The sequence below is a fragment of the Pseudomonas sp. NFACC41-3 genome (assembly GCF_900109505.1).
Lineage (GTDB): Bacteria > Pseudomonadota > Gammaproteobacteria > Pseudomonadales > Pseudomonadaceae > Aquipseudomonas > Aquipseudomonas chlororaphis.
Map to the genome: position 1 here is coordinate 618,220 of NZ_FOAE01000003.1, position 12,811 is coordinate 631,030.

General features: G+C 62.4%; 11 protein-coding genes. 7 read left to right on the forward strand and 4 right to left on the reverse strand.

Going from position 1 to position 12,811, the window contains the following annotated elements; genetic code table 11:
• Positions 1 to 11: 11 nt before the first annotated feature.
• The 3 genes from ligB to BMY68_RS17160 form a co-directional block, all read right to left on the reverse strand.
• Positions 12 to 1,697 (reverse strand): NAD-dependent DNA ligase LigB, encoded by a 1,686-nt coding sequence (ligB, locus tag BMY68_RS17150; protein ID WP_085533036.1) that lies wholly within the window; start codon positions 1,695 to 1,697, stop codon positions 12 to 14.
• Between the two features lie 245 nt (positions 1,698 to 1,942).
• Positions 1,943 to 3,133 (reverse strand): methionine adenosyltransferase, encoded by a 1,191-nt coding sequence (gene metK / locus BMY68_RS17155; protein WP_009045984.1) that lies wholly within the window; start codon positions 3,131 to 3,133, stop codon positions 1,943 to 1,945.
• 19 nt (positions 3,134 to 3,152) lie between these two features.
• Complete coding sequence (locus BMY68_RS17160; protein WP_009045983.1) at positions 3,153 to 4,148, reverse strand: ArsR/SmtB family transcription factor; 996 nt, start codon at positions 4,146 to 4,148, stop codon at positions 3,153 to 3,155.
• Positions 4,149 to 4,421: 273 nt separating this feature from the next.
• On the opposite strand from BMY68_RS17160, the gene tkt reads away from it, so the two are divergent.
• The 7 genes from tkt to BMY68_RS17195 all read left to right on the forward strand — a co-directional run bounded on the left by tkt (position 4,422) and on the right by BMY68_RS17195 (position 11,941).
• A complete protein-coding gene (gene tkt / locus BMY68_RS17165; protein WP_007922335.1) occupies positions 4,422 to 6,419 on the forward strand; it encodes a transketolase in 1,998 nt (665 codons plus the stop codon).
• Positions 6,420 to 6,603: 184 nt separating this feature from the next.
• Entirely contained in the window at positions 6,604 to 7,659 is a 1,056-nt protein-coding gene (gene epd / locus BMY68_RS17170; RefSeq protein WP_009045982.1) for an erythrose-4-phosphate dehydrogenase, read from the forward strand.
• 42 nt (positions 7,660 to 7,701) lie between these two features.
• On the forward strand, positions 7,702 to 8,865 hold the full coding sequence (locus tag BMY68_RS17175) for a phosphoglycerate kinase (protein ID WP_085533038.1): 1,164 nt from the start codon (positions 7,702 to 7,704) through the stop codon (positions 8,863 to 8,865).
• A 31-nt stretch (positions 8,866 to 8,896) separates the two neighbouring features.
• A complete protein-coding gene (locus tag BMY68_RS17180; protein ID WP_009045980.1) occupies positions 8,897 to 9,115 on the forward strand; it encodes a hypothetical protein in 219 nt (72 codons plus the stop codon).
• A gap of 60 nt (positions 9,116 to 9,175) precedes the next feature.
• The gene (locus BMY68_RS17185; RefSeq protein WP_007922315.1) at positions 9,176 to 9,505 is read left to right on the forward strand and encodes an MliC family protein; all 330 of its coding nucleotides are present in this window, start codon (positions 9,176 to 9,178) and stop codon (positions 9,503 to 9,505) included.
• Positions 9,506 to 9,723: 218 nt separating this feature from the next.
• Positions 9,724 to 10,788: a class II fructose-bisphosphate aldolase gene (gene fba, locus BMY68_RS17190; RefSeq protein WP_003229012.1), complete on the forward strand. Its 1,065-nt coding sequence runs from the start codon at positions 9,724 to 9,726 to the stop codon at positions 10,786 to 10,788.
• Positions 10,789 to 10,984: 196 nt separating this feature from the next.
• Positions 10,985 to 11,941: a WaaS/CpsH family glycosyltransferase gene (locus BMY68_RS17195; RefSeq protein ID WP_085533040.1), complete on the forward strand. Its 957-nt coding sequence runs from the start codon at positions 10,985 to 10,987 to the stop codon at positions 11,939 to 11,941.
• A gap of 103 nt (positions 11,942 to 12,044) precedes the next feature.
• On the opposite strand, the gene BMY68_RS17200 is transcribed toward BMY68_RS17195, so the two are convergent.
• Positions 12,045 to 12,716 carry a polysaccharide lyase family 7 protein gene (locus tag BMY68_RS17200; protein ID WP_009045978.1) on the reverse strand — a complete coding sequence of 224 codons (672 nt, stop codon included), beginning with the start codon at positions 12,714 to 12,716 and terminating at the stop codon, positions 12,045 to 12,047.
• Positions 12,717 to 12,811 lie beyond the last annotated feature (95 nt).

A 12,811-nucleotide genomic window follows, 5' to 3' on the forward strand; every position in this document is an offset into this window, starting at 1 on the left:
CTGTAAAAGCCTCAGAAGCCTTCGATTCCGGCGGCACGTAATTCTTCACTCAAGGCCAGGACCTGCGGATCGCGGAAGAAGGCGCTCAACTGAGCGGCGCGTCCCGGGCCGATAGCGCTTTGGGCCTGCCATTGTTCGGTGGTTCTGGCCGCCAACGCCGCCCAGCCATCTTCGAGCCTGGCGTCGCCGGTCGGTGGCAGTCCAAGGGCTTTGAGCCAGCGATGAAACGGTTGCCGGCGGGCGCTGTGCAGGCTGCTCAGCAAACGCGCGATGCTGCGTTCGCCAAGGCCGGTAATGTTAGCAAGCTCTGCAGGCTCAAGGGTCAACCAATCGACCAAGCCGTTGATCAGTCCGGCGTCCACCAGCTTCTCCCAGGTGCCGGTGCCCACATGGGGCAGGTCCAGCCCGGATTTTCCGCTCAGCCAGGTCAAGCGTGCTAGGAACTGGCTCTCACAGCCGGGCAGGGGGTGCCAGCAACTGAGCGCATGGAAGGCCGAGGCATCCGGAACCTGCAGCGGCACACGCTGGGGCGTGCGCAGTATCACCGCGTTCAGGCGCGGGATGGTCAGGCCGGCGAGGCTGATCGACACCTGGTCGCCAGGGCGGATATCCAGTTTCTGCCAGCGCGGCAGCGAGCCGACGCTGACCCGCCTGATCTGCCGGTCGTCGAGCAGGACCGGCTCCAGCTCAAGCATCGGGGTGATCCGGCCAGTGCGGCCGATCTTGAAGTCGACCTTGCGCACCCTGGCTAGGGCCTGGGCGAACGGGTATTTCCACGCGGCGATCCAGTAGGGCGCCTTGGCCTGCCAGCGTTGCGCCTCTGGGCGTCGGCTCTGGCGCAGGACGATGCCATCGCTGGCGAAGGGCAGGGCCGAGCGATACCAGTGCTCTCGCCAGTGCCGGACCTCGGCGAACGTACTGACGCGCTGGCTGTACTCGCTGCTGTGGGCAAACCCCAGGGCCTTGAGGCCGGCCAGGCGCTGCGCCAGAGTGCTCGGGCCTTGTGGCCAGTCCCAGACGAACAGGCCGATCCGGCTGGCTTGCCGAGGGTCCAGCTGGTTGCGCGCCAATAGGCCGGCAACCTGGCCGCGGGCATTCAGGCTGCCAGCCTTGGCCTGTATGTGATCGTTCTGGCGCCAATAGAGCTCGCCCTGTAGCAGCAGGTCCCGAGGTTCGGGCAGGCGTTTGGGGATGGCGCTTATCAGTTGCGCGGGCCCGGTCCAGTCCTGGCCCTGAAGGCCATCCCCGCGGCTGATGGCTTGCTGGAAGCGTCCCTGGCGATAGATCAGGGTCACGGCCACGCCGTCGATCTTGGGCTGTACCCAGACCTCCTCGCGCCCGGCGAGCCACTGGCGTACGGCACTTTCATCGGCCAGTTTCTCCACGCCGGTATGGGGAATGGGGTGCGGGACAGTACCGCGTGCGGTGCGTAGCGGGTTGGCGCGGTCTGCACTGACGGTGGGGAAACAGCTTTGCCAATGTTCGAGCCGGGCGCGGGACTGGTCGTAGAGCTCGTCAGTCACCGGCGACAGGCCTTCACGGTGGTAGCTGTCGTCCCAGCGATTGATTTGCTGTTGCAGGGTGGCCGTTTCGGTTTGCGCCTGGGCAGGTGTCCAGTCGGGGCACGGGCTGGCGACGCTTGGCAGGGCGATGGCGCTCAGGAGGATTGCGGCCAATAGCGTTGCTCTGTAGGGCATGGGGAGCATCCTTGCTCGGGGAGTCAGGTTGCAGGCTAGAGGGGTGGGCGGGAGGGAGAAAGGGCGTATGGATTGCCGGGTATTTCGCGGGCCGGTTGGACGATGCGCCGGTTTTTTCGCGAGCCGGCTTATACCCGCAGGAATCAGGCTGACCCCGTAGGAGCGCCCTGCAAATCATGAAACCTTCAGCCACAAAAAAGCCCCGCAAGGCGAACCGTGCGGGGCTTGGGTAAGTGCTGCCGGGATTACAGGTTGGCAGCGGCGCGCAGGGTTTCGGCGCGGTCGGTCTTTTCCCAGGTGAAGGTGGTGAAGGTGTCATCACCCACGGTCTTGGTTTGCGGGGTACGGCCGAAGTGGCCGTAGGCCGCGGTTTCGCGGTACATCGGGTGCAGCAGGTCGAGCATGGTGGTGATCGCGTATGGACGCAGGTCGAACACTTCGCGCACCAGCTTGATGATCTTGTCGTCGCTGATCTTGCCGGTGCCGAAGGTGTTCAGCGAGATCGAAGTCGGTTGCGCCACGCCGATGGCGTAGGACACCTGGATCTCGCAACGCTCGGCCAGGCCGGCGGCGACGATGTTCTTGGCCACGTAACGACCGGCATAGGCGGCCGAACGGTCGACCTTCGATGGGTCCTTGCCGGAGAACGCGCCGCCGCCGTGACGGGCCATGCCGCCGTAGCTGTCGACGATGATCTTGCGGCCGGTCAGGCCGCAGTCGCCGACCGGGCCGCCGATGATGAACTGGCCAGTCGGGTTGATGTGGAACTGGGTGTCCTTGGACAGCAGTTCGGCCGGCAGCACGTGCTTGACGATCAGTTCCATCACGCCTTCGCGCAGGTCTTTGTACGACACGTCAGGGTTGTGCTGGGTCGACAGGACCACGGCGTCGATGCCGACCACCTTGCCGCCTTCGTAGCGGCAGGTGACCTGGGACTTGGCATCCGGACGCAGCCACGGCAGCAGGCCGGACTTGCGGGCTTCGGCCTGGCGCTGCACCAGTTGGTGCGAGAAGGTGATCGGGGCCGGCATCAGCACGTCGGTTTCGTTGCTGGCGTAGCCGAACATCAGGCCCTGGTCGCCGGCGCCCTGGTCTTCAGGCTTGGCGCGGTCGACACCCTGGTTGATGTCGGGGGACTGCTTGCCGATGATGTTCATCACGCCGCAGGTCGCGCCGTCGAAGCCGACGTCGGAGCTGGTGTAGCCGATGTCGGTGATGACGTCACGAACGATCTGCTCCAGGTCAACCCAGGCCGAGGTGGTGACTTCGCCGGCGACGATGGCCACACCGGTCTTGACCAGGGTTTCCACCGCTACGCGGGCGTGCTTGTCCTGGGCAATGATGGCGTCCAGCACCGCATCGGAAATCTGGTCGGCGATTTTGTCCGGATGCCCTTCAGACACGGACTCGGAGGTGAAAAGGGAGTATTCGCTCATCTCGACGGTTTCCTAAAATTTACCGATGGTGAGTGTCGCCAGCCGGTCGCTGAAAGTGGCGGACCTGGATCTGGAAACCATTACGTAAACCTACATACAGACTTTCTCCGGGAACCAGTCCCGCAGCGGTGGCCCAGCGGGCCAGATCATCCTGGTCAAACCCCAGCCAGAGATCACCGCAGGCCTCCCTGGCCCAACTCTGGTTGTGGCTGCACAACTCTGTCACTAACAGGCTGCCGCCCGGTTGCAGCAAGCCGGCCAGGCGTTTCAGCGCATCGGCCGGCGCGGCGAAATGGTGCAGGACCATGTTCAGCACCACGCAATCGGCCGTCAGGCTCGCGCCATTCAATGCATCGGCCAGTTGCAGGCTGACGTTAGCCAGCGTTTCGCGCTCACAGACCTGGCGTGCCAGTTCGAGCATGGCCGGGCTGTTGTCCAACGCGGTCACCCGGGCGAAGCGACGGGCCAGTTCCGGCAGGAAACTGCCATCCCCGGGGCCGACTTCGATCGCCGTGGCGGTGTCCGTGAAGTTCAGTTTGTCGAGCAGTGCCAGCACGCTTTCGCGGTACTGGGGCAGTCCTGCGATCAGGTCCTGCTGGGCGCGAAATTTCTCCGCGACCCGTGAGAAAAAGTCCTGGCTGGCGGCCGCCCGCTGGCGGTGCACCAGGCCGATACGCGATTGCACTTCGCCGGGCAGCGTCAGGTTGTCCACTTCATCCAGCAGGGCGGCGTGCAGCCTGCCGCCCAGCAGTTCGGTGTGGGGCAGGGCGCGTCGGTAGAAGATCGCGTTGCCTTCGCGGCGGGTTGCCACCAGGTCGGCCTGGGCCAGGACCTTCAGGTGGTGGCTCATGCCGGACTGGCCGATGGCGAAGATCTGCGCCAGTTCCAGTACGCCGAACGAGTCGTTGGCCAGCGCGCGCAACACATTCAGCCGCAGCGGATCGCCGCCGGCCTTGCACAGGGCCGCCAGCTCGTCGCAGTCGTCATGGTTCATGGAGGGCGCGCGTAAATTCATAAGGCCAGCAGTCTAGTGACGCACCCCCAACCTCGCAAGACCAATATCAAAAAGTTTTGATATTGGTCGATAGATGGCACTTAACGCAGGTCCCTGTGTTCTACAAACGAACTGCGGAATGGTTTCATCAGGCTATTGCCCCTTTATCGACCGGAAAAACGCGCCAGAGTCACTATCTGTCATTGCCCCCGCCTACCGGCTGAGGGAAAATGCACGCCTTTTTCCGATTCGTTTTTATTCAACCCGACTTAGATAACCCCCAGGAGATCAGCGATGCCAAGCCGTCGTGAGCGTGCCAACGCCATTCGTGCCCTCAGCATGGATGCCGTGCAAAAAGCCAACAGCGGCCATCCCGGCGCCCCCATGGGGATGGCGGATATCGCCGAAGTACTTTGGCGTGACTATCTGAAGCACAACCCGAGCAATCCATCCTTCGCCGACCGTGACCGCTTCGTGCTGTCCAACGGCCACGGCTCGATGCTGATCTACTCGCTGCTGCACCTGACCGGCTACGACGTCACCATCGACGACCTGAAGAGTTTCCGCCAGCTGCACAGCCGCACCCCGGGCCACCCGGAATTCGGCTACACCCCGGGCGTCGAGACCACCACCGGCCCGCTGGGCCAAGGCCTGGCCAATGCCGTGGGCTTCGCCCTGGCGGAAAAGGTCCTGGCGGCGCAGTTCAACCGTCCAGGGCACAACGTCGTTGACCATCACACCTACGTGTTCCTGGGTGATGGCTGCATGATGGAAGGCATTTCCCATGAAGTCGCTTCCCTGGCCGGCACACTGGGCCTGGGCAAGCTGATCGCCTTCTACGATGACAACGGTATCTCCATCGACGGCGAAGTCGAAGGCTGGTTCACCGACGACACGCCAAAGCGTTTCGAAGCCTACAACTGGCAGGTGATCCGCAACGTCGACGGTCACGACCCGGAAGAGATCAAGACCGCGATCGACACCGCGCGCAAAAGCGAGCAGCCGACCCTGATCTGCTGCAAGACCACCATCGGCTTCGGTTCGCCGAACAAGCAAGGCAAGGAAGACTGCCACGGCGCGCCACTGGGCGCCGAGGAAATCGCCCTGACCCGCGCCGCGCTGAAGTGGAACCACGGCCCGTTCGAAATCCCGGCCGACATCTATGCCGAATGGGATGCCAAGGAAGCCGGTCGCGCCGTCGAAGCCGAGTGGGACCAGCGTTTCTCCGCCTACTCCGCCGAATTCCCCGAGCTGGCCAACGAGCTGGTGCGTCGCCTGAGCGGCGACCTGCCGGCCGATTTCTCCGAGAAGGCCGATGCCTACATCGCCGAAGTCGCGGCCAAGGGCGAAACCATCGCCAGCCGTAAGGCCAGCCAGAACGCCCTGAACGCGTTCGGCCCGCTGCTGCCGGAATTCCTCGGCGGTTCGGCCGACCTGGCCGGTTCCAACCTGACCCTGTGGAAAGGCTGCAAGGGCGTCAGCGCCGAAGACGCCAGCGGCAACTACATGTACTACGGCGTTCGCGAGTTCGGCATGACCGCCATCATGAACGGCGTGGCCCTGCACGGCGGCCTGGTGCCTTACGGCGCGACCTTCCTGATGTTTATGGAATACGCGCGCAACGCGGTACGCATGTCGGCCCTGATGAAGCAGCGCGTGATCCATGTCTACACCCACGACTCCATCGGTCTGGGCGAAGACGGCCCGACGCACCAGCCGATCGAGCAGATCGCCAGCCTGCGCTGCACCCCGAACCTCGACACCTGGCGTCCAGCCGATGCCGTGGAATCGGCGGTGGCCTGGAAAAACGCGATCGAGCGCAAGGACGGCCCTTCGGCACTGATCTTCTCCCGTCAGAACCTGCAGCATCAGACCCGCAATGCCGTGCAGATCGCCGAAATCAGCCGCGGCGGCTACGTGCTCAAGGACTGCGCTGGCGAGCCTGAGCTGATCCTGATCGCCACCGGTTCCGAAGTCGGCCTGGCGGTGCAGGCTTTCGACAAGCTGACCGAGCAGGGCCGCAAGGTGCGCGTGGTGTCCATGCCATGCACCAGCGTGTTCGATGCCCAGGACGCCGGCTACAAGCAGTCGGTCCTGCCGCTGCAGGTCAGCGCGCGTATCGCCATTGAGGCCGCACACGCGGACTACTGGTACAAGTACGTCGGCCTGGAAGGTCGCGTCATCGGCATGACCACCTACGGCGAGTCGGCGCCTGCGCCGGCCTTGTTCGAAGAGTTCGGTTTCACCCTGGAAAACATCCTGGGTCAGGCCGAAGAGCTGCTGGAAGACTAAAAAAGCGCGAATGCGGCGGCCTCTGGTCGCCGCATCACTTTGTAGGAGCGAGCTTGCTCGCGATGGTCGTCAACGATAACGCTGGCTATCCGGATAACCGCGTCGTCCTGAAGTCCATCGCGAGCAAGCTCGCTCCTGCAATGGTTTTGTATCGCTCATGAAGTTGTCGGCTAACGAGAACCCCATGCCTCAACCGCGTCCCTACAAAGTTGCACTCAACGGCTACGGCCGGATCGGTCGTTGTGTCTTGCGTGCCCTGTTCGAACGGGGGGCTGCGGCCGGGTTCGAGATTGTCGCGATCAACGATCTGGCCGACATGGCCAGCGTGGAATACCTGACGCGCTTCGACTCCACCCACGGCCGGTTTCCCGGCGAAGTGAAGGTCGACGGCGACTGTCTGCATATCAATGGCAACTGCGTGAAGGTCCTGCGCAGTGCCACCCCCGAAGGCATCGATTGGGCGTCCCTGGGCGTCGATCTGGTGCTCGAATGCTCCGGCGCCTATCACACCCGTGAAGACGGCCAGCGTTTCCTCGACGCCGGTGCGCCGCGGGTGCTGTTTTCCCAGCCGATGGCCAGCGAGGCGGATGTCGACGCCACCATCGTCTACGGCGTCAACCAGGACTGCCTGACCGGCGACGAGCTGCTGGTGTCCAACGCGTCCTGCACCACCAATTGCGGCGTGCCGCTGTTGCGCCTGCTGGACCAGGCCATTGGCCTGGAATACGTGTCGATCACCACCATCCACTCGGCGATGAACGACCAGCCAGTGATCGACGCCTATCACCATGAAGACCTGCGCCGCACCCGTTCGGCGTTCCAGTCGGTGATCCCGGTGTCCACTGGTCTGGCGCGCGGTATCGAACGGCTGCTGCCGGAACTTGCCGGGCGAATTCAGGCCAAAGCTGTGCGCGTGCCGACCGTCAACGTGTCCTGCCTCGACATCACGATGCAGACCGTGAGCGATACCGACACCGGCGAAGTCAACCGGATCCTACGCGAGGCCGCCACCAGCGGTCCGCTCAAGGGCCTGTTGGCCTACACCGAGTTGCCGCACGCCAGTTGTGATTTCAACCATGATCCGCATTCGGCGATCGTCGATGCCAGCCAGACCCGTGTTTCCGGCCCGCGGCTGGTGAACATCCTGGCCTGGTTCGACAACGAGTGGGGTTTTGCCAACCGAATGCTGGACGTTGCAGGACACTATCTGCAAACAGCCGCACCCAAAGCTGTCTCTTAACTTCCCGTTTCCAAAAAAACAGTAACCCAGGAATTGCGACCCATGACCGTGTTGAAGATGTCCGACCTCGATCTGCAAGGTAAGCGCGTACTGATCCGCGAAGACCTCAACGTCCCAGTCAAGGACGGTGTTGTCACCAGCGATGCGCGTATCCTGGCTTCGCTGCCGACCATCAAGCTGGCCCAGGAAAAAGGCGCGGCCGTGATGGTCTGCTCGCACCTCGGCCGTCCGACCGAAGGCGAGTTCTCCGCCGAGAACAGCCTCAAGCCAGTGGCCGACTACCTGAGCCGTGCCCTGGGTCGTGAAGTGCCGCTGGTGGCCGACTACCTGGGCGGCGTCGACGTCAAGGCCGGCGACATCGTGCTGTTCGAGAACGTGCGCTTCAACAAGGGCGAGAAAAAGAACGCCGACGAGCTGGCCCAGCAATACGCCGCCCTGTGCGACGTGTTCGTGATGGACGCCTTCGGCACCGCGCACCGCGCCGAGGGTTCGACCCACGGCGTGGCCAAGTTCGCCAAGGTCGCCGCTGCCGGCCCGCTGCTGGCCGCCGAGCTGGACGCGCTGGGCAAGGCCCTGGGCGCCCCGGCCAAGCCGATGGCGGCTATCGTCGCCGGCTCCAAGGTCTCGACCAAGCTCGACGTCCTCAATAGCCTGAGCCAGATCTGCGACCAACTGATCGTCGGCGGCGGCATCGCCAACACCTTCCTCGCCGCTGCCGGTCACCCGGTCGGCAAGTCGCTGTACGAGCCGGACCTGCTGGATACCGCGCGCGCCATCGCCGCCAAGGTCAGTGTGCCGCTGCCGGTGGACGTGGTGGTGGCCAAGGAATTCGCCGAAAGCGCGACCGCTACCGTCAAGCTGATTGCCGAGGTGGCGGCCGACGACATGATCCTGGACATCGGCCCGCAAACCGCGGCGAACTTCGCCGAGCTGCTGAAGTCGTCGAAGACCATCCTGTGGAACGGTCCGGTCGGCGTGTTCGAGTTCGACCAGTTCGGTAACGGCACTAAGGTGCTGGCCCAGGCCATCGCGGAGAGCGCGGCGTTCTCCATCGCCGGCGGCGGCGACACCCTGGCGGCCATCGATAAATATGGCGTGGCCGAGCAAATCTCCTACATTTCTACCGGCGGTGGCGCTTTCCTCGAATTCGTCGAGGGCAAGGTGCTGCCGGCGGTCGAAGTCCTGGAAAGCCGGGCCAAAGCCTGAAGTCCCGATGGCCAGGCAAAGGAGTGTTCATATGGTCAAGACGTTACCGCTGTTGATCGTCGCGGGCCTGCTGGCCGGTTGCGGCAGCCAGCCTGCCCAGCCGGAGCCCGAGTCGGGAGAGCCTGAGAGAGGTTGCTATCAGGCCGACTGGCAGGCTGAGACTGCGCCGGTGATCAACAAGCGCATGGGGCCCGATGGTCTGGACAAGTACGAGACTCCAGCCAAGGCCAAGGAACATGGTTGCCCTTGACGGGTCTGATTCGATAACGCGTTGTGCTGGCGGCCATGGGCCGTCAGCCGAGGAACACCGATGAAAGGCTTTATCGCCGTGGCTGCGCTGGGATTGCTGGCAGGTTGCGCCAACTTCGACCTGTTCAAACCGGCCGAGACGGACAACTGGACGACCTGGGTGTGTGACAGCCAGGCGCAAGTGGTCTGGCGCTATACCGACAGCAGCCGCAAGGAAGTCGATGTGCGGTTGGGCGGGGCCGATCAGGTCTATCGCCTGAAGCTGGAGCCGAGCGGTTCCGGTTCGCTGTACAGCAACGACATGCTGGCGTTTCACGAAAAAGGTGACGAAGGCCTGGTTTACTGGGTCGCCACCAACGATTTGATCGGCCGCGGCTGTAAAGCGCCGTAGGCCTGTAGGAGCGAGCTTGCTCGCGATGATCGTCAACGATAACGCCATCCGTCTGGATGATCGCGTTGTCCCGAAGCCCATCGCGAGCGAGCTCGCTCCTACAGTAGTAATAATGCCGGCAGGCCGGGCTGACCCCCGATCTGCAATCACTTGAATAGCAGCCGCCGCTACGGCAGGCTTGCACGATTAACGACCCTCGACCGGGAGAGATACACACAATGGCACTCATCAGCATGCGCCAGATGCTGGACCACGCAGCCGAATTCGGCTACGGCGTTCCAGCCTTCAACGTCAACAACCTTGAACAGATGCGCGCCATCATGGAAGCCGCTGACAAGACTGACTCTCCGGTGATCGTCCAGGCTTCGGCCGGTGCCCGCAAATACGCCGGCGCGCCTTTCCTGCGCCACCTGATCCTGGCGGCGATCGAAGAATTCCCGCATATCCCGGTGTGCATGCACCAGGACCACGGCACCAGCCCTGACGTCTGCCAGCGTTCGATCCAGCTGGGCTTCTCCTCGGTCATGATGGACGGCTCCCTCGGCGAAGACGGCAAGACCCCGACTGACTACGAGTACAACGTTCGCGTGACCCAGCAGACCGTGGCCATGGCTCACGCCTGCGGCGTTTCGGTGGAAGGCGAGCTGGGCTGCCTGGGTTCTCTGGAAACCGGCATGGCCGGTGAAGAAGACGGCATCGGCGCCGAAGGCGTGCTGGACCACAGCCAGATGCTGACCGACCCGGAAGAAGCCGCGGACTTCGTCAAGAAGACCCAGGTCGACGCCCTGGCTATCGCCATCGGTACCAGCCACGGTGCCTACAAGTTCACCAAGCCGCCTACCGGCGACGTGCTGGCCATCGACCGCATCAAAGAGATCCACAAGCGCATCCCCAACACCCACCTGGTGATGCATGGTTCGTCTTCGGTTCCGCAAGAGTGGCTGGCGATCATCAACCAGTACGGCGGCGACATCAAAGAAACCTACGGCGTGCCGGTTGAAGAAATCGTCGAAGGCATCAAGTACGGCGTGCGCAAGGTCAACATCGATACCGACCTGCGCCTGGCGTCCACCGGTGCGATGCGTCGCCTGATGGCCACCAACCCGAGCGAGTTCGACCCGCGCAAGTTCTTCGGCGCCACCGTGACCGCCATGCGCGACGTGTGCATCGCCCGTTACGAAGCCTTCGGCACCGCTGGCAACGCCTCGAAGATCAAGCCGATCTCCCTGGAAGCGATGTTCCAGCGTTACCTCAAAGGTGAGCTGAACGCCAAGGTCAACTAAGCCTTAGCGTTTCACAAAAAAGCCCGCAGCGATGCGGGCTTTTTTGTGTCTGTCATCCGGATGGAGTGGCCTTGCGCTATTATTTGGCCGGCTATCCAGGGAGCCATCATGTTAGTATCGACGCTGTTTTGATTCGGGCTGGACGATACAGAAATCCTGCTTTCTTAAAGTCGAATGTAGTTGTGTCAGGTAGTACATGAAGATTTTTTTCCTGGGCTGGACGGCTCAATACGAGCGTCGGATGATTGATTATTTGTCCACCCGACACAGCGCGAGGTTGATGGTCTTCCCTTCGACGGCCAAGAGAATGGGCCGCTACATCAAGTCGATCAACAAAAGGCTACGCTATCCAAGAGTGGGCACTGGCTGGCTTGGGAAACTGGTGCTCTCGATCAACCGGGTGGGGCGCGACGACATTCTGGTTTGCAACGAGGGGCAGGTGAAACGGGGCTTGATTCCCAGTGTCATCGCCAGTTTCACCGGCAAGAAAGTGTTGTTGATGCGCGATCTGGTGGACGCGGACTTTGTCCGGGAAATGCATCGGCATTTCGATCGTATCTATAGCTTCGACAAAGATCAGTGCGCTGCTTTCGGCATGGAGTACATGGAGCAGTTTTTCCCCTTCGGATTCCACGAAATGCAAGGGCTGGTCGACGCCGCGACGGCGAACGAGCACGCGCCAAAATGCTTCTTTCTTGGACAGGACAAGCGGCGTGTCGCCAGGATTGAGGCCATGGCGCAGGCGCTTGAGCGTGAAGGTGCGAGCGTCGATTTCGCCATCGTCCGGGACAGTACCTCGAAGGAGCACTCCAGGTTCCATATCGACAAGGTCCTGACATATGACGACAACATCCGCCGATCGCTCGCGGCGGATGTGCTGCTGGAAGTCAATCAGGATGGCCAGTCGGGCCTGACGCTGAGAGCACTCGAGGCAGCTTTCTTCAACAAGAAGCTGATCACCACCAACGAGTCGATAAAGACCCTGGATTTCTACCGGCCGGAAAACATATTCGTCACCGTGGATGGCTCGCTTCCGGGCATCGGCAGCTTTCTGAGGGGAAAATCGGTCAAGGTGGATTGGGACATCTTATGCAGATACACCCCTGACCGTATGCTCGAGCGCATCATCGACGATGTTGGCACCATGCGCTAGGCTCGATAAGGCGTTGGCCACCCCTTGAGAAAAAACCGCAGCGATGCGGTTTTTCTGTACCTGTCTCCCGACATGCCTCACGTATCTGCCATTCGCGGGAGCGTCAGGTCGGGTTGTGATCGATATCCAGCTTGTAGAAGGTCACCTTGCCGCCTTCGGTGGTGTAGCCGGTGTTGTCCTGCACGTACACCCCGGCCTTGAAGTACAGCGGCTTGTCGCGCCAGGTGCTGCTGAGCTGGGTGTCCCATTGATAGCCCGCGGCGCTGACGCCCAGGGCGCCGCCCGGGCTCAGGTGGATCAGGTAGGAGAACTCGCGATCCAGCGGCACGTTTTCGGCGACGATGATCACCCGGCTATCGGTATCGTCCGGATGCATGCGGACCTTGGCGACTATGTTGCCGCTCTGGGTGGTGGTCTTGTACTGGTACTCGACCTTCACCAGGGGCTTGGTGCTGTTGTAGGCGTGGATCTGGCCGATGACGATCTTGCCCGTGGACGGCACCTGGTTCACCGCCAGGGTGGCGTAGAGCAGGTTGTCGGCTTCCGGGTAGGTCCAGTTCTTCAGGGTGCCGTTGGAGTAGGTTTCACGCAGCTCGCTGCGTGGGTAGATGGCGTTGGCGGTGCGGGAACCGGTGACGGGCGACCAGAAGAACAGGGTGCCGGTGTCGGAATGGAAATATTGATCCTTGAAGCCCTCCACCAGTCGGGGGGTGTCGATAGTCGCCGGTGGACTGCCTTCGGGAATGCTCAGATTCCAGGTTGCGAGGTCGATCATAGTCAAAGCTTCCCGATTTGATGCCGGATAAAAAAGCCGACAAAGGCTTTAGCCTGCGCTTTTGAAGGCGATCTTTATAAGCGTAGAAGGGACTT